The organism is Methylobacterium haplocladii (assembly GCF_007992175.1).
GTDB lineage: Bacteria > Pseudomonadota > Alphaproteobacteria > Rhizobiales > Beijerinckiaceae > Methylobacterium > Methylobacterium haplocladii.
On record NZ_BJZT01000022.1, the window covers coordinates 17,108 to 41,481 of the forward strand.

Here is a 24,374-nt window from a genome sequence, read left to right on the forward strand (position 1 = left end):
GATCCGATGCAGACTCTCAAGCAGCGCCGCCCCGCCCCCAACCGCCGCGTCGTCGTGCCGACCCTCGGCATGATCGGCCGCGCCGCTCTGGCCGTCGCGGGCCTCGTCGCCGTGTCCCTCACCCTCCCGTCGCTGGCACGCGCCGATACGCTGCGGCTGCGCGGCGACATCACCGCCAGGGGCGACGTGCTGACGCTGGGCGATCTCGTCGAGAACGCGCCGGCCGCCCTCCGCAACCGCCCGTTGTTCCGCGCGCCGGCATTGGGCGCCGCCGGCACGATCCAGGCCCGGCGCATCGCCGAGGCGATCGACAAGCTCGACCTCGGCACCATCGAGACCGGCGGCCGCAGCCAGATCCAGGTGCAGCGCGCCGCACGCCGTGTCGGGCCGCCGGAGATCGAGGCCGCCCTCAAGCGCGCCCTCGCCACGAGCCAGGGCGTCGACGCCGCCAACCTCAGCGTCCGCCTCGAAGGCGAGGCCATGCTGCTCGCCCCGGTCGAACTCGACGGCCCGGCCAACGCGCTGGACGTCACCTACGATGCCCGCTCGCACCGGATCGCCGGGCTGATCGTGCTCGGCGAGCGCCAAGCGTCCCTGCGCGTCACCGGACAGGTCGTCGAGATCCGCGAAGTCGCCGTGCTGACCCGCGCGCTCAACCGCGGCGACGCGATCGCCGCCGCCGACCTCACCCTGGAGCGCCGTCCGCGCGAGACCCTCGGCGCCGACGCGCTGGGCAACGGCGGCAGCGTCGCCGGGCAGGTCGCGCAGCGCAGCCTCAGCGCCGGCTCCGTGCTGCGGACCGGCGACGTCGCACCGCCGGATCTGGTCGCGCGCGGCGATGCCGTCGCCATCGTCTTCGAGACGTCCGGCGTCTCGCTCTCCATGACGGGAGTCGCCAACGAGAACGGTCGCCTCGGCGCCAGCGTCTCGGTGACCAACCCGGCCTCGAAGAAGATGCTCCAGGCCACCGTGATCGGGCCCGGCCGCGTCTCGGTCGGCCCCGCCCGGCCGCAGCCGATGGTGCAGGCCAGCGCCGCACCGGTCGGCCGCATCAATTGATCCCGTCCCTGGTCACACAGAGCGGCCCCCTTCCCATGACCGTCCGCGTTCCCCACCTCCTCGCCGTCGCGCTGACCTGCGCGGGTCTCGGCGCCTGCAACACGGCCGACCGGCTGTCGCAGATCGGCGCGCAGCCGAACCTCTCGGCAATCGAGGATCCGACCTCGCAGGCCGGCTACAAGCCGGTGCGGCTGCCGATGCCGGACGTGCAGCCGGTCTCCTACGCGCCGAACTCGCTGTGGCGGACCGGCTCGAGGGCCTTCTTCAAGGACCAGCGCGCCGCCCGCATCGGCGACCTGCTCACCGTGAAGGTGAACTTTACCGACAAGGCCAACCTCAACAACGAGACCAAGCGCTCGCGCTCGAACGCCGAGGGGTTCGGTCTGCCCAACGCCTTCGGCCTGGAGAAGGCGGCGGGCGTCGCCGCGGCGGGCATCAGCGCCGACAAGCTGCTGAACGCCACCTCGACCTCGTCGAGCGACGGCGCCGGCTCGGTCCAGCGGGCCGAGACCGTGACCACCAACATCGCCGGCATCGTCACGCAGGTGCTGCCGAACGGCAACCTCGTGGTCGAGGGCAAGCAGGAGATCCGCATCAACTACGAGGTGCGCGAACTCGTGGTCGCCGGCGTGGTGCGGCCGGAGGACATCGAGTCCGACAACACCATCGATTCCTCGAAGATCGCGCAGGCCCGCATCGCCTATGGTGGCCGGGGCCAGATCACCGACGTCCAGCAGCCCCGCTACGGCCAGCAACTCGTCGACGTGCTGCTGCCGTTCTGAGACGGCTCACCCGTCCCGGCGGCCGCAGCGCACGTAGGTCGAGGCGCCCTTCGCGCTGGTCCAGGTCAGGTGGTCGCCGTCGACCAGCAGGCGAACCTGCGAGGTCCAGCGGCGGCCGCGCTCGCTGCAATCGGCGGCCACCGTCCAGGCGATGCCGTCGCGCCGCCCGTTGCGGAAACGGCAGAGCGTGCGGCCGGCCTTCGCCCCGTCCTCCGTGATCAGGGCCGGCAGGTAGCCGCGCCGGCGGGAGGTGGCGCCGCAGGCCTGCGCGGTCGGCCCCCAGGTCCCGACATAGTTTACCCGCTCGATCGCCGGGCTCGGCGGACGCACGGGTGCGACCGGTGCAACGGGCGTCAGCGGTTCGGGAGCGACGCTGGCGACGCGGATGACGCCTGCCGGCCCGACGGCGGCCTCCTCGGCGATGACGCCAGTGTCCCCGGTGGTGACGACCTCAGCCGTTGCCTGTCGGCGCGCCCGCACCATCGCGATGCGCTCGGCGTCGGACTGATCGGCGACGGCAGTGCGCTCGGCCGCTGCGAGGTGGCCCGCCATCTGGCCCCGACCGTCCTCCAGCAGGAACATGACGCTGAAGGTCAGCAGCGCGCCCCAGCCGGCGGCGAGCAGGAGCGGGATCGTCAGCCGAACGGGCCTGTGCCCGTCGACATCGGCGACGGGCGACATCGGCGCGTCGAGACGGGGCACGGGCTCGTCGTCCCCGATCTCGCGCGCCACGATCATGTCCGATCCCCCGCTCGATCCCTGGCCATAATCAGCGTCCGAAGATGCCCTTCAGGAACTGCGCCGTGCGGTTGCGCTTCTTCTTGCGCTCCAGCTCGGCCGCATCCTTGACCCAGGCCACCTGCACGACGCGGCGCTCTCCCTCGAACGGCTCGTGGCCGTGCCAGGAATTGTCCGACCGCAGGAAAGCGAACATCGTGCCCATGGTCGGCGGCACCTCGACGGCGAAGGGCTCGTAGTTCTTGCCGTCGTACAGCACCCGCAGACGCCCGGCGGCGGGCGCGTCCCAGGCATCGTTCATGTAGACGAGCAGCGTCATCACCTTGGACGGGCCATCCGTGTGGATCGAGCCGTATTTCGGCTGGCTCTTTTTCATGATCGTGGTGAGGCGCGGGCACGAGACGAGATCGATGCCGAACTTCTCGCCGAGGATCCGCGAGAATTCGTCGCTTTCGAGTTCGTCGATCAGCGCCTTGAAGCGGCCTTTCAGCGCGACCTCGTCGACGGTGAGGTAGCCGGGCTTCGCGATGGCCGGGAAATCCTCGCGGATCTCGTCGATTGCGCCCTGGTTCAGCACGTCGTTGCCGAGGAAATAGGTGTAGGGCGCGCGCGCCACGGGGGCTGCGCGCACGGCGTCCAGGTTGAGGATCGATAAGCCCGACATGGTGAGGTCTCGCCCGTTCGGAGGCGGCGCGATTCGTAATTTCTACGGCCGCTTCATCGTTTGTTAAAGGCCTTTCCGGCCACACCGATTCGTAAACGGCGCGATTGCGGCTTCTGCACGGCATGGGCCTCTTTTCCCGGCCGATCGAACCTGCCATGGTCAAGCTTAGGCCGGAATCGTCACCGGCCGCCCGTCGGGATCATGAAACTCGCTCTCGTCCTACTGACGAGCGCCTTGGCGATGGCCCAGGCGGCTCCGGCCGGCGCCCAGCAACGGCTGGCGGCGAATCGCATGTCCTGTACCGATGCGAAGGCGTTGGTGAAGCAGGACGGCGACGTCATGCTCGCTACCGGGCCCGGCATGTCCGAGCGGATCGTGGCCGACCGCAGCTATTGCGAGATGACCGAGATCGCCGAGCTGCGCTTCGTGCCGACCCGCGACAACCCGCAATGTCCCGTCGGCTACCGCTGCAAGTCGCCCGATTTCGAGGACTGGAACTGGAAGTAGGGGCTCTGTCGGGCAAGCCACGGCGTCGCACCCCGATGGCTTCATCGGAGCGCCGGGCCGAGCGAAACATGGCCTCGCAGGAGCCGCGGCCCCGAACCTGACCAAAATTTCACGAGACAGCGCCTGCCCGGCAACACTATGTCGCCACGGCGCGCCGTCAGGGATGGCGCCCGTCGCCGGGCCGATGCCATCGGGCCGACTTCGTGCGTGACGAAGACTTCGAAGGGGAACCAGCGTGGCCGCACTCAAGAGCGGGCTCGGCATCCAGGCCGTGCTCACCGCGATCGTCTCGCTGCTGCTGCTCGTCGCGCCGGGCATGCCGTCGCCGCCGCTCTACGTCTCGCTCGCGGGCTTCGCGATGGCGGGCATCCTGCTCGCGGCCAAGAACATCTCCGCCTATCTGAAGATCTTCATTTCGGTCTACGGCGTCGGCTTCCTCTTCCTCGCGGGCGCCAAGCAGGCCGCGGTTCTCGGCCTGCTGCCGCCCGTGCTGGCGGCGTTGCTGCCGCCGGATTTCGCGGCCACGGGCGCCGTCGTCTTCGCCGCGGTCGTGCTGGGCATCTCCTACCTGCAGCCGATCCGCGACATCACGCTGATCGCCGATCCGTATTTCGCCGGCCACGATGCACCGACCCAGGAGATCGGACCCTTCCGCTTCCTCGGGGGCACCGAGGGTAAGATCGGCCAGCGGCTCGTGGCGCTCTCGATCTTCGTCACCTTCGCCCAGGTCGCCCTGCAACTGCGCCTGAACTTCTGGTACCGCGACCTCTTCAACGCGCTGCAGGAATATAAGGCCGAGGTCTTCTGGTATCAGCTGATCTGGATCTTCGGGCCGCTGGCCACGGTCTGGGTGATCATCGGCATGCTCGACGTCTTCATCGATGCGAGCCTGCACATCCGCTGGCGCACCTGGCTGACACGCAGCCTCTACGAGCGCTGGCTCGACGGCGGCACGCATTACCGCATCCCGTTCACCGACGAGCACGCCGACAACCCGGACCAGCGCATCCAGAGCGACGTCAACCTGTTCATCCAGCAGACGACGACGCTTTCGATCCGGCTGCTCTCGCAGGCCGCGACCCTGGTCTCGTTCATGGTGATCCTGTGGGGCCTGTCGCGCGACTTCGTGCTGCCCTTCACCGACACGGTGATCCCGGGCTTCCTGGTCTGGCTGGTGATCGGCTACGCGGTGATCGGCACCTGGCTGACCCACGTCATCGGCCGGCCGCTGATCGGTCTCGATTTCCGCCAGGAGAAGGTGGAGGCGGATTTCCGCTTCTCGCTCGCCCGCACCCGCATCTATAGCGAGCAGATCGCGCTCCTGCGCGGCGAGCGGGCCGAAACCGTGCGCCTGCGCGGCCTGTTCGGTTCGATCATCGGCAACTACCTCGGCATCATCTACCGGCGGATCAAGCTCGGCAGCTTCACGCTGTCCTACAGCCAGATCAGCGTGGTCTTCCCCTACATTCTGGCAGCTCCGTCCTACTTCGCGAAGAAGATCACGCTGGGCCAGTTCCAGCAGACGGGCGACGCCTTCGGCAGCGTGCAGGGCGCTCTGTCGTTCTTCATCAACTCCTACACCACGCTCGCCTCATACAAGGCCAACACCAACCGTCTCTCCTCGTTCAAGCGCGCGATGACGAAGGCCGAGGCGCTGAGCGGCGCCGGTTATGGACTCGTTCAGGGCAACGAGAGTCGGGGCGACGTCACCGCGAAGGACCTCGTCCTCGCCCTGCCCGATGGCCGCGAGATCGTCCACACGCCGGGTTTCGCCCTGCCCAAGGGCGCCGCCACGCTCGTCACCGGCCCCTCGGGCTCGGGCAAGTCGACGCTGTTCCGTGCGATCGCCGGCATCTGGCCGTTCGGTAAGGGACGGGTCGATGTGCCGGCGGGCCAATCGGCACTGCTGCTGCCGCAGCGTCCCTACATCCCCCTGGGCACCCTGCGCGGAGCGGTGAGCTACCCCAGCACCACCGACCAGTTCTCGGATGCGGCGATCAAGGATGCGCTGATAGCGGCGCAGCTGCCGCAACTCGCCGACAGCCTCGACGAGACCGATGCCTGGGACCAGCGCCTCTCCGGCGGCGAGCAGCAGCGCCTCGCCATCGCCCGCGCCATCCTCGCCAAGCCCGACTGGCTCTTCCTCGACGAATCCACCGCCGCTCTCGACGAGCCGAGCGAGGCCAAAATCTATACGACGCTTCGTGAAAAACTGCCGGGCACCACGATCGTCTCGATCGGTCACCGCTCGACCCTGCACGCCCTGCACGACGGCCGCATCGACATGCAGCCGGCGAACGACGGCCGGTTCGAGCCGAAGCGGCTGCCGGTGCCGGCGGCGGCGGAGTAGGTCCGCCTATTTCACCAGCCCGAGCACCAGCGGCACCAGCATCGCCGTCAGGAAGGCGTTCAGCCCCATGGCGATGCCGGCGAAGGTTCCGGCGACGTCGCTGACCTGGAAGGCGCGGGCGGTGCCGAGGCCATGGGCGGCGAGGCCGGCCGCGAAGCCGCGGGCGCGCAGGTCTTTTACGCGCAGCAGGTTGAGCAGGGGCGAGACGACGACCGCGCCGGCCACCCCCGTCAGCATGACGAGCACGGCGGTCAGCGTCGGATCGCCGCCGAGGGCCTCGACGATGCCCATTGCGACGCCGGTGGTGACCGATTTCGGGGCGAGGGCGACGACGATGCCGTGCGACAGCCCGAAAGCGCGTGCGAGCAGCACCGCCGAGGTCAGTGCCGTTACCGCCCCGACCACCAGCGCGGCAAGCATCGGGACGAGCGCGCGCAGCACGACGGCACGGCGCTCGTAAAGCGGCACGGCCAGCGCCACCGTCGCCGGTCCGAGCAGGAAATGCACGAACTGCGCGCCCTGGAAGTAGGTCGGATAGGGCGTACCGGTGAGCTTCAGGACGAGGCCGGTCATCCAGATCGCGTGCAGCACCGGGTTCGCGAGGGGATGGCGTCCGGTCGCTTCCGAGAACCGCTCGGCGACGACGTAGGCGACGAGCGTAACGGTCAGCCACAGCAGCGGCGTGCGCGTGAGATAGACCCAGAGAGCGAACTCGCCGGTCATGCGGTCTCGTCGGGGCGGCGCGGACGCACGAGGCGCGAGACCGCGACGAAGGTGAGTGCCGTCGCCGACAGGGTCAGCACCACGGAGACGAGCAACACGACGGCGAGCGCGAGGCCGTTGGCAGCCAACACGTCGAGCCGGCCGACGATGCCGACCCCGGCCGGCACGAACATCAGTGAGAGATGGGCGAGCAGCCCCTTCGCGGTGCCCTCCAACTCACCCTGGACGAGGGGCTTCGGCAGCATCCGCTCGGCCGAGCGGTGGTAGCGGTCGCGAACCAGCAGAAAACCGAACATCAGCACGGCCCCGAGCACCGGACCCGGCACAGGCAGGCCGCTGCCATGGGCCACCACTTCGCCGAGAAGCTGGGCCAGCAGGATCAGGGCAAGGCTGACGATCACGGCGCCGTCGGGGATCCGTTACGGAGCGATCGCGTCGGCGGCCGGAGCATCGCCGGCCGTCCGGGCCTCGGCGCGCGCCCGGCCGATCGCTGTCTCGTCGAGGCCGAGCAGCTTGCCGAGCCGCCATACCAGCGCCTCCTCGAACTCGTGGACCTCGCCATCGGCACCGGCAACCGACCAGGCCATTGTCAGGATTCGCTCCCGCTCCGCGCTGCCGCCCTCGCGACCGATCAGCTCGACGAGGCTCGACATGTCGCGAGTCTCCGCATCGAATGCAGCGGCGCGGGCAATGAGCTCGTTGGCTTCCGTTTCGGTCGCCGCGTAGCGGGAGCACACGAGGCGGGTCAGGCGCTCGGACTCGGCCGGGTCGAGCACGCCGTCGGCGCGGGCGACATGGACGAGCAGGGCGGTCGCGGCGAGATGCTCGTCGCCCTCTGCGTTTCCGCTCGCCTCGGGCGCAGGCCGCCCGGAGCCGAAGGCCGCCGAGGCGTATGAGATCAGTCGTGCGAACAGCGCCATGGTGGCCCGGGAGGCGTGAGGTGCGCCACCCTTGGGTGCACCCTCGGCCCCGTCAAGCGACGAGCCGGGCGCGGCTGCCTCAAGGGGTAAGATGGCGGGCGGCCGTGGCCCGCCTGCATCTCATCGCTCCTCAGCGCCCGTAGATGTCCTCGACGCGGATGATGTCGTCCTCGCCCGTGTAGCTTCCGACCTGGACTTCGATCAGCTCGAGGGGGATCTTGCCGGGGTTGGTGAGGCGGTGCATCGAGCCGATCGGCAGGTAGACCGCCTCGTTCTCGTGCACGAGGATGATCTGCTCGTTGAGCGTGACCTCGGCCGTGCCCTTGACCACGACCCAGTGCTCGGCCCGGTGGAAGTGCTTCTGCAGCGAGAGCCGGCCGCCCGGCGTGACCATGATGCGCTTCACCTGGAAGCGCTCGCCGATATCGATGCGCTGGTACCAGCCCCACGGCCGGTACATCCGCCGATGGGCGTCGGCCTCCGGATGCGCCTTCTTGCGAAGCGCGGTGACGAGTTCCTTGACCTCGCCGGAGCGTGATTTCGAGGCGACGAGCACGGCATCGGGCGTGGCAACGACGACGACGTCGTCGAGGCCGACCACCGTGGTCAGGCCTTCGCCCTCACTGTGGATGAGGCTGTTCGAGGTGCCGACGAGCTCGACCCGGCCGCGCACGGCGTTGCCCTGTGCGTCGTGGTCGAGCACCTGCCAGACGGCGTCCCAGGTGCCGACGTCGGACCAGGGGAACGAGACCGGCAGCACGCCGGCGCGCTCGGTGCGCTCCATGACGGCGTAGTCGATCGAGGTCTTCGGCGCCTGGGCGAAGGCGGCGGCGTCGAGGCGCACGAAATCGAGATCGGTGGTGGCGGCCTCGAACGCCGCGCGCGCGGCGGCGAGGACCTCCGGCACGTAGGCTTCGAGCTCGGCCAGCATGATGTCGGCGCGAAACAGGAAGTAGCCCGAGTTCCAAAGGGCGCCCTCGGCGATCAGCCGCTCGGCGCCGGCCGTGTCCGGCTTCTCGACGAAGCGCTCGACGGCATGAAGCCCGGGCAGCCCCTCGAGGGCCGGGCCGGGGCGGACATAGCCGTAGTCGCTCGCGGCTCGGGTGGGCTCGATACCGAGCGTCATGATGTGCCCGTCTCGTGCGCCCGACGCAGCGATACGAGCGGCGGCGGCGAAGGCCGGAGGATCGCCGATGACGTGGTCGGCGGCGAGGATGAGGACGACTGCCTCGGGGTCGCGTCGGGCCGCGGTGAGGGCGGCGACGGCGACGGCGGCGGCCGAATCCTGCCGGCTCGGCTCCAGCACGATGTCGGCGGGGACCTCGGCCTCCAGCAGTTGCTCGGCGACGATGAAGCGGGCGTCGGACGAGGCGATGACGATGGGCTTGGCGAAGACCGCCGCATCGGTCACTCGCCGCGCCGTCGCCTGGAAAGTCGAGGCGTTTTCGTCCACCAGTCGCGAAAACTGCTTCGGCATGCTCTCGCGCGAGGCTGGCCATAGCCGCGTGCCGGAGCCGCCGCACAAGATCACCGGGAGGATGAGGTCTCGGTTGGGCTCCGACATTCCAAAACCACTCCCGTCAGCGTTGCCGATACGCCGATGCACACGCGGAGCACCGATCGCACCGCACCATTACCGAAGGATCGCCGGAAACTCCAACCGCTCCCAACCTTGTCCCGGGCCGCCGAACTCCGGTCGGCGTCGTCGCCTTGCCGACACCCTCCGGACCGTCGTCGTGCTGCGGCGCCCCGGTGCGATCGCGCTACTCCGCCGCCTGCCGCTCGACGTAGCCCAACCGATGGTTCAGCTCGCTCATCAGCTTCACCGCGGCCTCGGCGATCACCGTTCCCGGCGGAAAGATCGCCGAGGCGCCGGCCTCATAGAGCGCGTCGTAATCCGCCGGCGGGATCACGCCGCCGATGACGATCATCACGTCCTCGCGGCCCTGCTCGGTCAGCGCGGCCTTCAGCTCCGGCACGAGCGTCAGGTGGCCGGCGGCCAGCGAGGAGACGCCGATGATGTGGACGTCGTTCTCCACCGCCTGCCGCGCCGCCTCGTCCGGCGTCGCGAAAAGCGGCCCGATATCGACGTCGAAGCCGAGATCGGCGAAGGCCGAGGCGATCACCTTCTGGCCGCGATCGTGCCCGTCCTGGCCCATCTTGGCGACGAGAATGCGCGGGCGGCGCCCATCCGCCTCCTCGAACGCCTCGACGAGCAGCCTGACCTCTTCCACCGCCGGCGACATGCCGCCCACCTCCCGCTTGTAGACACCCGAGATCGAGCGGATCTCGGCGCGGTGACGGCCCCAGGCCTTCTCCAGCGCCTCCGAAATCTCGCCGACCGTGGCCTTCGCCCGCGCCGCGTTCACCGCGAGTGCGAGCAGGTTCTCGTCCGTGTCGACGGCCTTGGTCAGGGCGGCGAGCGCCGCGTCGACATCGGCCTGGTTGCGCTCGGCGCGCAGGCGCTTGAGCTTGTCGATTTGCAACGTGCGCACGTTCTTGTTGTCGACGCGCAGAAGCTCGATCTTCATCTCGTCGTCGGGCTTGTACTTGTTGATGCCGACGATGGTCTGGCGGCCGGAATCGATGCGGGCCTGGGCGCGTGCCGCCGCTTCCTCGATCCGGAGCTTCGGCACGCCGGCCTCGATGGCCTTGGCCATGCCGCCGAGTTCCTCGACCTCCTTGATATGCTCCCAAGCGCGCTTGGCGATGTCGGCGGTGAGGCGCTCGACGTAGTAGGAGCCGCCCCAAGGGTCGATGATCCGGGTGGTGCCGCTCTCCTGTTGCAGGAAGAGCTGGGTGTTGCGCGCGATGCGGGCGGAAAAATCCGTCGGCAGGGCCAGCGCCTCGTCGAGCGCGTTGGTGTGCAGCGACTGCGTGCCGCCCTGCGTCGCCGCCATAGCCTCGATCGCGGTGCGGGTGACGTTGTTGAACACGTCCTGTGCGGTCAGCGACCATCCGCTCGTCTGCGAATGCGTGCGCAGCGGCAGCGACTTGTCGGTCTTCGGGTCGAACTGCTTGACGAGCTTCGCCCAGATCAGGCGCGCGGCCCGCATCTTGGCGATCTCCATGAAGAAGTTCGTCGAGATCGCCCAGAAGAACGACAGGCGCGGCGCGAACTGGTCGATCGTCAGGCCCGCCGCGAGCCCGGCCTTGATGTATTCGACGCCGTCGGCGAGCGTGTAGGCGAGTTCGAGATCGTTCGTCGCCCCGGCTTCCTGCATGTGGTAGCCGGAAATCGAGATCGAATTGAACTTCGGCATATTTTTGGACGTATAGCCGAAAATATCCGAAATGATCCGCATCGATCCCTTGGGGGGATAGATGTAGGTGTTGCGGACCATGAACTCCTTGAGGATATCGTTCTGGATCGTGCCGGCGAGTTTTTCGGGCGGTACGCCCTGCTCCTCGGCGGCGACGATGTAGAGGGCGAGAATCGGCAGCACCGCGCCGTTCATCGTCATCGACACGGTCATCTCTTCGAGCGGAATGCCCGAGAAGAGCGTGCGCATGTCGTAGATCGAGTCGATCGCCACGCCCGCCATGCCGACGTCGCCCGAGACGCGCGGGTGGTCGGAATCGTAACCGCGGTGGGTGGCGAGATCGAAGGCGACCGAAAGGCCCTTTTGGCCCGCCGCGAGGTTGCGCCGGTAGAAGGCGTTCGAATCCTCGGCCGTGGAGAAGCCGGCATATTGCCGGATGGTCCAGGGCTGGGTGACGTACATCGCCGGATAGGGGCCGCGCAGATACGGCGCGATGCCGGGATAGGAGTCGACACCCTCCAGCCCTTCGCGGTCCTCGGGGCCGTAAAAGCCCTTCACCGGTATGCCCTCGGGGGTCATCCACGGCTCGCCCATGGGCGGCGGCGGGGCCGGAATCGCCTCGGCCGCGTAGGAGAGGGTGGTGAAATCGGGAACGCGGGACGTCATGGCGCTTGGGTTCTCGGGGCGTGCGGCCTTTTCGCCATTATAGGGACAGTCGGGGTGCCCGCTACTCCTAACGCGCGACCCCCACGTTCGGTGGCTGCGCAACGGCGTTGGCGACGAGCCATGTCTTGCGTTGCTCGATCAGACGATCGAGGCGGGCGCGCCGCGATTCCTTGCGCTCGCAATCGCCGGGGCAATCGCAGCTCGGCGCGCTCCCGGAACTGCTGTCGAGGATCGACAGGATCGCGAAGCCGAGGATGACCGCGGCGAAGGCGTAGAGCGGCCAGGCGAAGCCGAGGCCGACGATCACGGCGAGGCCGATCTTGAGCACCACCGAGCCGGCGATCTTGAGCTTCAGCATGGTCGCCAGGGCGCCGCCGGCGCCGACGAAGCCGCGCAGAGCCCGCAGGATCGCGATCCGAAATCTTTTGCGGGCCGCGAGGGCTTCGAGCCGGACGAGTTCGCGCTCGACCCGGAGCACTCCCGGGTCGCGTGGGTCCCGCGTCGTCGATGGCAGCATCGGTCTTCGTCCCCCTCCCAATCATCGGCGCCTTGTTGCCCGAGGGCGACCTTGGCGTCCGTGCGCCAGCGAACGCGCCGCCTTCGTCGCCCAGCTTCGGTCGCTTTCAAGGTGGCGGACGGCGTGCCGGAGGAAAGCTCGCATGAGATGGCGTCGCGGACCGAATCCCGAGCAGGACAGCGCGGCGCGGTTCTGGCCGCCGCTCGCGCGCTTCATCACGGCGGAAGCGGCGCTCGGCGCCCGCGTCGCCGCGCGGGGGCGGACGGCTGCCTTCGCCTACGAGTTCCTGCGCTTCGGCGTGAAGCAGGGATGGGCCTGCCTGTTCGGCGGCCTGATCTGCGCGCTCCTGATCGGCACCCACCTGTTCTACCCGGCCAATGCCTGGCTCGGCCGCTACGACTTTCTCACCCTGTCGGCCGTGGCGATCCAGGTCGCGCTCCTCGCCCTGCGCATGGAGACCTGGGAGGAGGCGAAGGTCATTGCGCTCTACCACGTGGTCGGCACGGCGATGGAAATCTTCAAGACCGGTGTCGGCTCGTGGATCTATCCGGGTGAGAGCCTGCTGCGGATCGCAGGCGTGCCGTTGTTCACGGGCTTCATGTACGCGAGCATCGGCTCCTACATCGCCCGCGTCTGGCGGCTGTTCGATTTCCGGTTCACGCGGCATCCGCCTCTGGCGTTCACGCTTCCGCTCGCCCTGGCGATCTACCTGAACTTCTTCGGGCACCATTACGGGCCGGACCTGCGGCTGGTGCTGTTCGCCGCGACCGCCGTGCTGTTCGGGCGGACGACCGTGCATTTCAAGGTCTGGCACGTCCACCGCGCGATGCCGCTGCTCCTGGGCTTCGGCCTCGTCGCGCTGTTCATCTGGTTCGCCGAGAACATCGGCACGGCCACGCGCGTCTGGGTCTATCCGAACCAGACCGCCGGCTGGTCCATGGTGTCGACCGCCAAGCTCGGTTCGTGGTTCCTGCTGATGATCGTCTCGTACGTGCTCGTCACGCTCGTGAGCCGGCCTCAGCGCTATTCGGCCGAGGCACCGGCAGGCCGGTTCGCGGATGGGCCGGTGCCGGCGGGCACCAGCCTCGGCCGGACATGACTTCGCAGGTTCATAAGGAGAGGGGGCTCGAAATCCGTCGAGCCATCCGCCGTCCCGGCGACGGCGCAGGCCTTGGTCGGCCCGCGGTCAGGGGGCGCGCCACGAATAGGCGCGCCGGCACTGTGTTATGTTTCAGTTGAGGTAGGTGCGGATCCAGTTCGGGGAGAGGATCTCGCCCTCTTCCGTGATGATCCAGGGCTGCTTCGCCGGATCGGTCAGAGCGCCTGCGGCGGCTTCGAGTGCCTCGCGCAGCGTATCGTAGCGCTCGGGCTGGGCGAGCGGCGACGCGGCAGGCAGCGTGCGCCAGATCGTCAGGTCGGCCGGACGTTCGAGAGCCTCGGTTTCCATGTCGTGGTCTTCCTCGTGAACCCTGTACGCGGTCGGTTCGTCGACGGGGCTGAGATCAGCGACCAGCCGACGGGATGCATATGTCAGCACGATTGGGAGCATCTGTTGGCGTCTTTGCGATCAATTCGGGCAATTGTTTCCCGATCGTCACCTTGTCGACGCAGTTCCCTGCCGCGATTGACAAATACTGAAGAACTGGCGTCGTGCGTTACGCCTTGGATGCTCGGCACTTGCGATGCGATAACTGTGGGATCGAAGTGTAAGCAATTCGTTAGCTCGGCACTCACTCTACCGCAGTGCGGTGACGCACCTGCTCAGCTTGTGGACGGCTGTGGGTTTTTCGCGACGTCGGCGCGTTGACGGGACCGCGCCACGGTCCCACGTCAGGCGGCACCCGCACGGGCAGCTCTGCCGACGACGCCGTCGTCCCTGCTCGCGGCTTCGGGATGTGTCCGGTGCCTGATCGTTTCGTGCGGATCGCCCTGGGGATCACCCTCGGGCTGCTGATCGCCCTGGTGGCGCAGCCCTACATCATGGCCTTCCTCTACGCGGCCGATCAGCCCCGGGCCGTGACGGCGCGCGGCGACCTCTCGGCCTCGGAGACGACGACCGTCGACCTGTTCGCCCGGGCCTCGCCCTCCGTCGTCCACGTCTTCGCGCAGTCGGCTGCGCAGGGGCGTGCCCTGCTCGACCCCGAGATGGACGAGGGCGAGGGCGGCGGCCAGCAGGGCGGCAGCGGCACGCAGACCGGCACCGGCTTCGTCTGGGATACCGGCGGCCACGTCGTCACCAACAACCACGTCGTGCAGGGCGCGACGGACAAGGGCGGCTCGATTTCGGTGCGGCTGTCCTCCGGCGAGGTGGTTTCGGCGAGCATCGTCGGCACCGCTCCGAACTACGATCTCGCGGTACTGCGGCTCGGGCGCGTCGCCCGGCAGCCGCCGCCGCTCGCCGTCGGCACGTCTGCGGACCTCAAGGTGGGGCAGGCGGCCTTCGCCATCGGCAACCCGTTCGGCCTCGACCACACCCTCACCACCGGGGTGATCAGCGCCCTGCAGCGCCGGCTGCCGACGCAGGAGGGCCGCGAGTTGGCGGGCGTCATCCAGACCGACGCGGCGATCAATCCCGGCAATTCGGGTGGGCCGCTGCTCGACTCCGCCGGCCGGTTGATCGGCGTCAACACCGCGATCTTCTCGCCCTCGGGCGCCAGCGCCGGCATCGGCTTCGCCGTTCCGGTGGATGTGGTGAACCGCGTCGTGCCGGAGCTGATCCGCAACGGCCGTATGCGCAATCCCGGCATCGGCATCATCGCCGGCCAGGAGGCCACCGCCGCCCGCCTCGGCATCGACGGCGTCGTGGTGCTGCGGGTGCTGCCCGGATCGCCGGCGGCCAATGCCGGCCTGCGCGGCGTCGATCCGCAATCCGGCGAGATCGGCGACATCGTCGTCGGCGTGAACGACAAACGCGTCCACCGCCTCGCCGACCTCACCGCCGCCGTCGAGGCGGCCGGCATGGACAAGGCCGTGACCCTCCAGGTCGAGCGCGACGGCCGGATCCGGCAGATCCGCGTGACCACGGCGGATGTGGCGCAGACGCGGTTGTAGCTCGATCAGCCTTTACGCGCGAACCTAACCGGCCGATCACGGCAGCATGCTTCTCGCCCTCGGTCTCCTCGCTCTCGTCGGATTGTGGTGGCTCGGCCGCAGCGGCGGCCGGCTGCCGGCCGGACTGAGTCCAAGGCGGATCGGCAGCTACGCCGCCTTCGCCGTGGCGGCATTGCTGGCGTTGCGCGGCGTTCTGCTGCCAGCGCTTCTGCTCGCCGGCGCCGGTCTCTGGCTGCTGGAGGGAGGGGAGGGGGTCTCGAAGCGGCTCGCCGGCCTCGTCGCGAAGCTGAAGCCGAACCGCGCTCCGAAGCGCACGGCCACCATCGAGTTCGAGCCTGCCTCCGGTGACGGCACGGTGCTGGCCGGGCCCCATACCGGCGAGCGCCTGTCGGCGGTTCCGCGCGGCGATCTCGTCGCGCTCCACACCCTCTGCCGCAGTGCCGACCTCGATGGGGCCCGGCTGCTAGAGGCGTATCTGGACCGCCGGCACGCCGGCTGGCGTGTAGACGCTGAGCGCGATCCTCACCCGGGGGCGGGCCGTGCGCTTGACCCAGGGGCGATGACGCAGAAGGAGGCCTATGAGATCCTGGGGCTTGAGAGCGGGGCGTCCCTGGAGCAGGTCCGCACGGCCCACCGGGCGCTGATGAAGCGGCTGCATCCCGACCAGGGGGGCACCGCCGAGTTTGCCGCGCGTATCAACGCGGCTCGGGACAGGCTGACGAACCGACATCGCTGAAACTCCACGCGCGTTGTCAGAAGGGACTGATGACGAACCGCCGGCCCGATACGCGGGCCGACGGGCAGATCAGAAGTGTCGCATGATGTTATCGAAAAACCGGCTTCCACTTTCCCGCATCATGCACGGCGTCAGCTGCGGGTCGCGAAGCAGTTGAAACCGTTCTTCTTGAGGGCCGAGCAGGCGTCCTGGGCGGAGCTCTGTTCGGAGAAGCCCGAGAAGCGGGCGCGGTAGAGCGTGGTGCCGCCGTGGCTCACGCGCACCGTGTAGGGGGCGGCCTTGCCGAGCGCGCCGCCGGCGCGACCGCGGGCTTCGGCCAGCATTGATTTAGCCTTGTCCTCGTCGTCCATGGCGCCGAGCTGGATCACCCAGGCCGTCGGCGTCACGCCGCGCGAGGAAATCTCCGTTTTGGCTTCGGATCTGGCCGGTGCCTCGGAGCGCGCGGCGACCGTGTCGTAGGACGGGAGCCGGGCGTTCGATTTGGCCGAGCCCGGGAACGCGGCTTGGCCGGCCGATCCGGCATAGGCCTGTGCGGCGCCGGGGATCGCGGCCGGCGGCCGGCGGCCCATGCCGGGGGTGGTGGTCGGCGCGGCATCCGTCGCGTTCGTCGTCTCGATCTCTTCGTCGTCGGCGGAGGCGTAGCGGGTGCGGGTCTTCGAGGCGGCATCGGCGATCACCGCCGGCCGGCCGCGCTCGGCCGTCTCGATCAGGGCCGGCGACTGACGGGCGCCGGCATAGGCGCGGGGCAGGCTGGCGCGCACGAGGTCGGCCATGATCCGGTCTCGGCTCGCGCCGGATTTGCCGCCGAGCACGATCGCGACGATCTGGCGGTCGTCGGACTTGGCCGCGGTCATCAGGTTGAAGCCGGAATCGCGCGTGTAGCCGGTCTTGATGCCGTCGACGCCCTGGACGTTGCCGAGCAGGTGGTTGTGGTTGCCGATCACCCGGCCGCGGAAGGCGAAGGAGCGGGTCTGGAAGTACTTGTAGTAGCGCGGGAAGCGGTCCTGGATCGCACGGGCGAGCACCGTGAGGTCGCGCGCCGTGGTGATCTGGTCGGCGTCCGGCAGGCCCGAGGCGTTGGCGTAGTGCGTGCGGCTCATGCCGAGCGCCTGGGCCTTGCGGGTCATCATCTCCGCGAATTTCGGCTCCGAGCCGGCGATGTTCTCGCCGATGGCGCAGGCGACGTCGTTGGCCGATTTCGTCACGATCGCCTTGATCGCGTCCTCGACCTCGATGGTGGAGCCCGGGCGCAGGCCGAGCTTCGACGGCGCCTGCGCGGCGGCGTTGGCCGAGATCGTCAGCGGCGATTCAAGGGTGAAGCGGCCGCGCTCGAGCTGCTCGAACAGCATGTAGAGCGTCATGACTTTGGTGATCGAGGCCGGGTGGCGCAACGCGTCCTCGTTGACCGCGTGCAGCGTCTTGCCGGATTTCACGTCGACGACCATGGCCGCGTAGGGCGGGTTGTAGCCGCTGACGGCGCGATGGTGGGCTGCGCGGTGGTGGTGGGCGTGCCGGCGCGCCTCGGCCGGCGAGGCGATCGCGGCGAGGATGCCCGCCGCAGCCAGGGCTGCGGGGGTCGCACGGTTACGAAAAAAACGGCCTGATACGCTACGCATTACCGCTGATCCGTCCCGCACTCTCGAGCCGCCGCCAGGCCCGCACCGCGCCATTGCCGCGAAGAGCGCCGGGTCCGCCCGACGTCCCGCTCCATCTCTGAAGTGTGACGGTATGCGGACGCGGTTACGCGGCCGTTAATGCGGCGCAACCTGGCGACGAAACGACGTTTGGAGGCAGGCTTCTAGCCGAGCTTTTAGCCGGGCTTGCGCCGGTCTTCGGACCTTCCGGCACGGACAAGTGCGCGCAGGCGACTGGCGCAGTCGTTTCCCGGCCTATAGATTGCCTTTCGCTGGTTGCGTTGTCAGCGGGCGGCCTGGGCGGAGGAGCTGCCGCAGGTCCGTCGAACTTCCCACGATTCACGCCTCACGATTGCAGCATGCCGCCGGACGGACTCGATACGATTCCGAGATCTCAGACGCCGACGCAGGTCATGGCGACGGCCGATGACGGGCTCGGGCGCACCCCGCCGGTGACGGCCGCGAGCGAGCGCGGGCCGGGGGACGGCGATCGCTCGAACACCGCGATCATCACCCGCACCAAACCCAAGACCAAGCGTCCAAGCCTCTACCGCGTGCTGCTTCTGAACGACGACTACACGCCGATGGAATTCGTCGTTCATGTCGTCGAACGCTTCTTCAATAAGAACCACGACGACGCCTACCAGATCATGATGCACGTGCATCAGAACGGCGTCGGTGAGTGCGGAATATTTACCTATGAAGTCGCCGAGACCAAGGTGACGCAGGTGATGGACTTCGCGCGCAAGCACCAACACCCTCTCCAGTGCGTTATGGAGAAGAAATAGGCCCCCGCGAAAAAGGCTCGAGCATTGCCAAGCTTCTCCCGCAGCCTGGAACAAGCCCTCCACCGCGCTCTGGCGCTGGCGGGTGAACGACGCCACGAATACGCGACGCTGGAGCATCTCCTGCTTGCGCTGGTCGACGACCAGGATGCCGCCGCCGTGATGCGGGCCTGCAGCGTCGAGGTCGACGTGCTGAAGCGCAACCTCGTCGAGTATGTCGACACCGAACTCTCGAATCTCACCGGCGATGGACGCCAGGACGCCAAGCCGACGGCCGGCTTCCAGCGGGTGATCCAGCGCGCCGTGATCCACGTCCAATCCTCCGGACGCGAGGAGGTGACGGGGGCGAACGTGCTGGTGGCGATCTTCGCCGAGCGCGAGAGCCACGCCGCCTACTTCCTGCAGGAGCAGGACATGACGCGCTACGACGCGGTCAACTACATCAGCCACGGCATCGCGAAGCGGCCCGGCGCCTCGGAATCGAAGCCCGTACGTGGCTCGGACGACGAGGGTTCTTCCGAGCGGCCCGGTGGCGGCGGCGACGAGGAGGGCGGTCGCGGCACCAAGAAGAAGGGCGACGCCCTCGAAGCCTACTGCGTCAACCTCAACAAGAAGGCACGCGACGGCAAGATCGATCCGCTGATTGGTCGCCACTCGGAGGTCGAGCGCACGATCCAGGTCCTCTGCCGCCGCCAGAAGAACAATCCGCTGCTGGTGGGCGACCCGGGTGTCGGCAAGACCGCCATCGCCGAAGGCCTCGCGCGCAAGATCATCCAGAAGGAGGTGCCGGAGGTTCTGGCCGACGCCACCGTCTTCTCCCTCGACATGGGCACGCTGCTCGCCGGCACGCGCTATCGCGGCGACTTCGAGGAGCGCCTCAAGCAGGTGATGAAGGAGATCGAGCAGCATCCGAACGCGGTGCTGTTCATCGACGAGATCCACACCGTGATCGGCGCCGGCGCCACCTCTGGCGGCGCCATGGATGCCTCGAACCTGCTGAAGCCCGCGCTCGCCTCCGGCACGCTGCGCTGCATCGGCTCGACGACCTACAAGGAGTACCGCCAGTACTTCGAGAAGGACCGCGCCCTGGTGCGCCGCTTCCAGAAGATCGACGTCAACGAGCCGTCGATCCCGGACACGATCGAGATCCTGAAGGGGCTGAAGCCCTACTTCGAGGAGTTCCACAAGCTCAAGTACACCACCGAGGCGGTCAAGGCCGCCGTGGAGCTGTCGGCCCGCTACATCAACGACCGCAAGCTGCCGGACAAGGCGATCGACGTGATCGACGAGACCGGCGCCTCGCAGATGCTGGTGCCGGAGGCGCGCCGAAAGCGCACCATCGGGGTGAAGGAGATCGAGGCCACGGTCGCCACCATGGCCCGCATTCCTCCGAAGACCGTGTCGAAGGACGACACGATCGTGCTGCAGAACCTCACCGAGAACCTGAAGCGGGTCGTCTACGGCCAGCCGAACGCGATCGAGGCGCTCACGTCGGCGATCAAGCTGGCACGCGCGGGGCTGCGCGATCCCGACAAGCCGATCGGCTCCTACTTGTTCGCCGGCCCGACCGGCGTCGGCAAGACCGAGGCCGCCAAGCAGCTCGCCGCGTCGCTCGGCGTCGAGATGCTGCGCTTCGACATGTCCGAATACATGGAGCGCCATACGGTCAGCCGCCTGATCGGTGCGCCCCCCGGCTATGTCGGCTTCGACCAGGGCGGCCTGCTCACCGACGGCATCGACCAACACCCGCACTGCGTGCTGCTGCTCGACGAGATCGAGAAGGCCCATCCGGACCTCTTCAACATCCTCCTGCAGGTGATGGACCACGGCAAGCTCACCGACCACAACGGCAAGCAGGTCGATTTCCGCAACGTGATCATCATCATGACCACGAATGCGGGCGCCTCCGACATGGCTCGTTCCGCCTACGGGTTCACCCAGACCAAGCGCACGGGGGACGACGTCGAGGCGATCAACAAGCTGTTCGCGCCGGAATTCCGCAACCGGCTCGACTCGATCATCTCCTTCGGCCATCTGCCGAAGGACGTCGTCGCCAAGGTCGTCGACAAGTTCGTGCTGCAGCTCGAGGCACAGCTTGCCGACCGCAACGTCACCATCGAGCTGTCCGACGAGGCCCGCGAATGGCTCGTCGAGCACGGCTACGACGATGCGATGGGCGCACGCCCCATGGCACGGCTGATCCAGTCGACGATCAAGACGCCGCTCGCCGACGAGGTGCTGTTCGGCAAGCTCAGGACGGGCGGCGCCGTTCGCGTCGTATTGCTGAAGGCGGATGCGGACGACAGGGATAAGGATGCGAAGGCTGGTAAGGCCGCGCTCGGCTTCGAGTTTCCGGCCGGCCCGGTAACGCCGAAACCCGAGAAGGACGTCACCAACGCGGTCAAGCGCCATAAGCGCTCGAAGCCGCGGGCCGCGCCCAAGCGCAAGGTCGGCGGCGGCAAGGATGACGGTCCGAGCGGCCCCGGCAGCGTTCGCAGCACGGTACCGAAGGTTCCGCTCGTGAAGGCGTGATCGGATTGCGCTTCCGGGGAAGGCGGGTTGCCTTCCTCGGGCCGCTCGCGGATACGGGCGCACCGAGATGAGACGGGCGGGGCGCTTGCGCGTTGCGCGGACCGAACAGTGACGGGGGCAGCATGATGAGCGACACGCATGAGGAGACCCTCACGCCTGTCACCCGGCAGCCCCCTTCTTCAGCGCCTAATAGTGCGCCGAAGCCGAAGCTGACGGCACGCGAGGCGCGCCGGAGGCGGCGCAAGTCCAGGCGCCGTGGGGAAGAGATCCTGGGCTGGATCCTCGTTCCCATCATCGTGTTCGGGGTCTGGTGGGGCGTGAACGCCGGCTTCGAGTTCTTCGGCACCACGCCCGGAACGGTCTGGGATCAGCTGATGATGGTCAAGAAGCAGCTCGAAAAGAAGGTTTGAGTCCGCTTCCGGCTGATCGCTACGCTCGCGAGGCGGGTTCGGTCGATGCCGTGGGAGGGCGTACAGCGCTGCTTCGGCGCAGGTAGCCTCGGCGGCGCTCGCAGCCTGCGCCCTGCTGTCATGCCACTCGTGTGATGTCCTCGTGCAGGACCCCACGGCCGGCCGCTACGCCCGACCTCATTTAGGGACCCGCGACCTCGTGCGCGGGCCTTCGCGTCCGCACCAAAATCTCGCACCGCAAAAACGTTATGCTCAGTCTGGGTATATCTGGACAACGCCCCGGGCCGCGCCTAACTTAGGCGGCGCAATGCTCAAAGTGAGCATAAAGGAGTGGCCATGGCCGCGACTTCTCTCCCGCAGCGAAATGCCCGCCCCGACGGTCTGCCGCTCCCGGATCTCTACGCCCGTGTCAGCCGGCACATCCCGGCGATCGAATGGCCGGCGCTCGCGCCCGACATCGAGGCGATCCTCCGGCTGAAGCGTGAGCGCAACGCCGTGATCCTGGCGCACAACTACCAGGCGCCGGAGATCTTCCACACGGTCGCGGACATCGTCGGCGATAGCCTTGCGCTCGCCCGTGAAGCCATCACGGTGGATGCCGACGTCATCGTGCTCGCCGGCGTCCACTTCATGGCCGAGACCGCGAAGCTGCTGAACCCGAACAAGACGGTCCTGATCCCCGACATGCGGGCGGGCTGTTCGCTGGCCGATTCCATCACCGCTGCGGATATCCGCGCGCTGCGGCAGAAGTACCCCGGCGTTCCGGTGGTGACCTACGTGAACACCTCGGCGGCTGTGAAGGCAGAATCCGACATCTGCTGCACCTCCGGCAATGCCGCCGACGTGGTGCGTTCGCTTGGCGTGCCGCGCGTCCTGATGCTGCCCGACGAGTTCCTGGCGCAGAACATCCAGCTGCAGGTCCCCGAGGTCGAGATGCTGACCTGGGCCGGGCATTGCGAGGTCCACGAGCGCTTCACGCCCGACGACATCGCGGCCGTTCGCGACAGCTATCCCGGTATCACCGTGATAGCCCACCCCGAATGCCCGCCCGACGTGGTCCAGGCCTCCGATTTTTCGGGCTCGACCGCGATGATGATGAACTACGTCACGCAGAAGCGCCCCTCTCAGGTGGTGCTGGTGACCGAGTGCTCCATGGCCGACAACATTGCCGTGGCGAACCCGGACATCGAATTCATCAAGCCCTGCAACATGTGTCCGCACATGAAGCGCATGTCGCTGGGCAACATCCGTCACGCTTTGGAGACGATGACGCACGAGATCATCGTCGAGCCGACCCTGGCCGAGCGCGCCCGGCGCGCCGTCGAGCGGATGCTCGCGGTGAAGCCGACCGCCGCGCCGACCCCCGTCCTGAAGTCCTGACGATGAGCATCGTCTCGCGCAGCCCCGCCGACCGCGTGATCGTGGTGGGCGCGGGCGTCGCCGGGCTCGCCACGGCCCTGCGGCTCGCGCCCCGTCCGGTCACCATCGTCACTGCCGCGCCGCTCGGCAACGGCACCGCGACGGGTTGGGCCCAGGGCGGCATCGCCGCCTCGATCGGTCCCGACGACGCACCGTCGCTCCACGCCGCCGACACCGAGGCCGCCGGTGCCGGACTGACCGAGCCCGACGTCGCGCTCCACGTGGCGGGGGCAGCGCCCGCCCTGATCGACTGGCTGGTCGGCCTCGGCGTCGCCTTCGACCGCGATGCCGACGGATCGCTCGCGCTCGGGCTTGAGGCCGCCCACAGCCGCCGCCGGATCGTGCGCGGACGCGGCGATTCCACCGGTGCGACGGTTCTCGAAGGGCTGGTCCGTGCCGTGCGCGCGACGCCCTCGATCGAAGTTCTCGTCGCCGAGGCCAAGGCGTTGATGCAGGACGCGAACGGGGCTGTCCGCGGCCTCGTCTGTGCGAGCGACGGCGCGGCCTTTCGCCTGCCGGCCCGTGCCGTCGTGCTCGCCACCGGCGGCGTCGGCGGCCTCTACGCCGCGACGACCAACCCGCGCGGCGCCATCGGCAGCGGCTTGCTGCTCGCGGCACGCGCTGGCGCCACCCTGCGCGATCTCGAATTCGTGCAGTTCCACCCCACCGCCATCGCGGCTGGCGCCGATCCGATGCCGCTGGCCACGGAAGCCCTACGCGGCGAGGGTGCGGTGCTCGTCGACGGCGCGGGTGAAAGGGTGATGGCGGGGATCAGCGGTGGCGATCTCGCGCCCCGCGATGTCGTCGCCCGCGGCATTTTTCAGGCTTTGTCCGGCGGCCGCGACGTCTTTCTCGATGCGCGCGGCGATCTCGGCCGTTCGATGACGCGACGCTTTCCCACGGTGGCTGGGCTCTGCGCCGGTGTCGGCATCGATCCGGCTCTGCAGCCGATCCCCGTGCGCCCGGCCGCGCATTACCACATGGGCGGCGTGCTGGTGGATGCCGGCGGCCGTACCGATGTGCCCGGCCTCTGGGCCTGCGGGGAGGTCGCCTCGACGGGCCTGCACGGCGCGAACCGCCTCGCCAGCAATTCCTTGTTGGAAGCGCTTGCCTTCGCCGGACCGATCGCCGCGTCGATCGAGGGGGTGTCGGCCTCCGCCATGTTCGGAGACGCGGCCTCGGCGCCGCGACGTCAGGGCGATGATGGGCGGGCCTTGGCCGAGGTGCGCGCGCTGATGGATCGCCGGGTCGGCGTCGTGCGCGACGAGGCCGGCTTGCGCGAGGCCATCGCCCGCCTGCACGTCCTTGCCGAGGGCGGCTCGGACGCGGCGCTGACCGGCCTGATGATCGCCGTCTGCGCCCTGTCGCGCCAGGAGAGCCGCGGCGCCCATTGGCGCAGCGATTTCTCGGGGCAGGCGGCGCGCTACCATACGGCGACGACGCTTGCCGAAGTCCTGCGCGTGGCTGCCGAGCGCGCGGGCGCGCGTGAGCGCGTGTCGTCCGAGGCGGTTTCGGGATAATCCGGCACGACCATCGGAGCGCCTTCCCTCCCCCTTGCGGGGAGGGATCGAGGGTGGGGGTGGTGCCGCCCGCCGTTGTCGGACCAAGCGGCACCAGG

The 24,374-nt window shown here is 68.6% G+C and carries 22 protein-coding genes; 12 read left to right on the forward strand and 10 right to left on the reverse strand.

Features of this window, described 5'->3' with window-relative positions; genetic code table 11:
* Window positions 1-6 precede the first annotated feature (6 nt).
* Together flgA and flgH are read left to right on the forward strand one after the other, a co-directional pair.
* On the forward strand, window positions 7-1,059 hold the full coding sequence (flgA, locus tag MHA02_RS10705) for a flagellar basal body P-ring formation chaperone FlgA (RefSeq protein ID WP_147078631.1): 1,053 nt from the start codon (window positions 7-9) through the stop codon (window positions 1,057-1,059).
* 35 nt (window positions 1,060-1,094) lie between these two features.
* Window positions 1,095-1,841 carry a flagellar basal body L-ring protein FlgH gene (gene flgH / locus MHA02_RS10710; protein ID WP_147078632.1) on the forward strand — a complete coding sequence of 249 codons (747 nt, stop codon included), beginning with the start codon at window positions 1,095-1,097 and terminating at the stop codon, window positions 1,839-1,841.
* Window positions 1,842-1,847: 6 nt separating this feature from the next.
* Here flgH and MHA02_RS10715 read toward each other — a convergent pair whose 3' ends face one another.
* Window positions 1,848-2,573, reverse strand: coding sequence for a hypothetical protein (locus tag MHA02_RS10715; protein ID WP_147078633.1), 726 nt, complete (start codon window positions 2,571-2,573; stop codon window positions 1,848-1,850).
* A gap of 37 nt (window positions 2,574-2,610) precedes the next feature.
* On the reverse strand, window positions 2,611-3,243 hold the full coding sequence (locus MHA02_RS10720) for a 2OG-Fe(II) oxygenase (RefSeq protein WP_147078634.1): 633 nt from the start codon (window positions 3,241-3,243) through the stop codon (window positions 2,611-2,613).
* A gap of 201 nt (window positions 3,244-3,444) precedes the next feature.
* On the opposite strand from MHA02_RS10720, the gene MHA02_RS10725 reads away from it, so the two are divergent.
* On the forward strand, window positions 3,445-3,750 hold the full coding sequence (locus MHA02_RS10725; RefSeq protein WP_147078635.1) for a hypothetical protein: 306 nt from the start codon (window positions 3,445-3,447) through the stop codon (window positions 3,748-3,750).
* Window positions 3,751-3,985: 235 nt separating this feature from the next.
* Complete coding sequence (locus tag MHA02_RS10730; protein WP_147078636.1) at window positions 3,986-6,100, forward strand: ABC transporter ATP-binding protein/permease; 2,115 nt, start codon at window positions 3,986-3,988, stop codon at window positions 6,098-6,100.
* A 6-nt stretch (window positions 6,101-6,106) separates the two neighbouring features.
* Here the strand turns inward: MHA02_RS10730 and MHA02_RS10735 are convergent, their stop codons facing one another.
* From MHA02_RS10735 to MHA02_RS10760, 6 genes are all read right to left on the reverse strand, one after another.
* Window positions 6,107-6,823, reverse strand: coding sequence for an LrgB family protein (locus MHA02_RS10735; protein ID WP_147078637.1), 717 nt, complete (start codon window positions 6,821-6,823; stop codon window positions 6,107-6,109).
* Window positions 6,820-7,224: a CidA/LrgA family protein gene (locus MHA02_RS10740; RefSeq protein ID WP_147078638.1), complete on the reverse strand. Its 405-nt coding sequence runs from the start codon at window positions 7,222-7,224 to the stop codon at window positions 6,820-6,822. Before MHA02_RS10740 ends, MHA02_RS10735 begins: the two co-directional genes overlap by 4 nt.
* 18 nt (window positions 7,225-7,242) lie before the next feature.
* The gene (locus MHA02_RS10745) at window positions 7,243-7,743 is read right to left on the reverse strand and encodes a tellurite resistance TerB family protein (protein ID WP_147078639.1); all 501 of its coding nucleotides are present in this window, start codon (window positions 7,741-7,743) and stop codon (window positions 7,243-7,245) included.
* Between the two features lie 130 nt (window positions 7,744-7,873).
* Window positions 7,874-9,307 (reverse strand): mannose-1-phosphate guanylyltransferase/mannose-6-phosphate isomerase, encoded by a 1,434-nt coding sequence (locus tag MHA02_RS10750; RefSeq protein WP_147078640.1) that lies wholly within the window; start codon window positions 9,305-9,307, stop codon window positions 7,874-7,876.
* A gap of 199 nt (window positions 9,308-9,506) precedes the next feature.
* A complete protein-coding gene (scpA, locus tag MHA02_RS10755) occupies window positions 9,507-11,672 on the reverse strand; it encodes a methylmalonyl-CoA mutase (RefSeq protein WP_147078641.1) in 2,166 nt (721 codons plus the stop codon).
* 67 nt (window positions 11,673-11,739) lie between these two features.
* Entirely contained in the window at window positions 11,740-12,189 is a 450-nt protein-coding gene (locus tag MHA02_RS10760) for a hypothetical protein (protein WP_147078642.1), read from the reverse strand.
* Window positions 12,190-12,331: 142 nt separating this feature from the next.
* Here MHA02_RS10760 and MHA02_RS10765 point away from each other — a divergent pair, with 142 nt between their 5' ends.
* Window positions 12,332-13,288 carry a DUF817 domain-containing protein gene (locus MHA02_RS10765; RefSeq protein ID WP_147078643.1) on the forward strand — a complete coding sequence of 319 codons (957 nt, stop codon included), beginning with the start codon at window positions 12,332-12,334 and terminating at the stop codon, window positions 13,286-13,288.
* 132 nt (window positions 13,289-13,420) lie between these two features.
* Here the strand turns inward: MHA02_RS10765 and MHA02_RS10770 are convergent, their stop codons facing one another.
* Complete coding sequence (locus MHA02_RS10770; RefSeq protein WP_147078644.1) at window positions 13,421-13,636, reverse strand: hypothetical protein; 216 nt, start codon at window positions 13,634-13,636, stop codon at window positions 13,421-13,423.
* A 455-nt stretch (window positions 13,637-14,091) separates the two neighbouring features.
* On the opposite strand from MHA02_RS10770, the gene MHA02_RS10775 reads away from it, so the two are divergent.
* Window positions 14,092-15,240, forward strand: a complete 1,149-nt coding sequence (locus MHA02_RS10775) for a S1C family serine protease (RefSeq protein WP_147078645.1) — start codon at window positions 14,092-14,094, stop codon at window positions 15,238-15,240.
* A gap of 46 nt (window positions 15,241-15,286) precedes the next feature.
* Window positions 15,287-15,976: a J domain-containing protein gene (locus tag MHA02_RS10780; RefSeq protein ID WP_147078646.1), complete on the forward strand. Its 690-nt coding sequence runs from the start codon at window positions 15,287-15,289 to the stop codon at window positions 15,974-15,976.
* A 131-nt stretch (window positions 15,977-16,107) separates the two neighbouring features.
* Here MHA02_RS10780 and MHA02_RS10785 read toward each other — a convergent pair whose 3' ends face one another.
* Entirely contained in the window at window positions 16,108-17,592 is a 1,485-nt protein-coding gene (locus MHA02_RS10785; protein WP_147078647.1) for an SPOR domain-containing protein, read from the reverse strand.
* 431 nt (window positions 17,593-18,023) lie between these two features.
* Between MHA02_RS10785 and clpS the strand changes: the two genes are divergently transcribed.
* The 5 genes from clpS (at window position 18,024) to MHA02_RS10810 (ending at window position 24,276) form a co-directional block, all read left to right on the forward strand.
* A complete protein-coding gene (gene clpS, locus MHA02_RS10790) occupies window positions 18,024-18,398 on the forward strand; it encodes an ATP-dependent Clp protease adapter ClpS (protein WP_147078648.1) in 375 nt (124 codons plus the stop codon).
* A gap of 24 nt (window positions 18,399-18,422) precedes the next feature.
* Window positions 18,423-20,927 (forward strand): ATP-dependent Clp protease ATP-binding subunit ClpA, encoded by a 2,505-nt coding sequence (clpA, locus tag MHA02_RS10795; protein ID WP_147078649.1) that lies wholly within the window; start codon window positions 18,423-18,425, stop codon window positions 20,925-20,927.
* A gap of 122 nt (window positions 20,928-21,049) precedes the next feature.
* Window positions 21,050-21,337, forward strand: coding sequence for a hypothetical protein (locus tag MHA02_RS10800; RefSeq protein WP_147078650.1), 288 nt, complete (start codon window positions 21,050-21,052; stop codon window positions 21,335-21,337).
* Window positions 21,338-21,673: 336 nt separating this feature from the next.
* Window positions 21,674-22,717: a quinolinate synthase NadA gene (gene nadA / locus MHA02_RS10805; protein ID WP_147078651.1), complete on the forward strand. Its 1,044-nt coding sequence runs from the start codon at window positions 21,674-21,676 to the stop codon at window positions 22,715-22,717.
* Between the two features lie 2 nt (window positions 22,718-22,719).
* On the forward strand, window positions 22,720-24,276 hold the full coding sequence (locus MHA02_RS10810; RefSeq protein ID WP_147078652.1) for an L-aspartate oxidase: 1,557 nt from the start codon (window positions 22,720-22,722) through the stop codon (window positions 24,274-24,276).
* Window positions 24,277-24,374 lie beyond the last annotated feature (98 nt).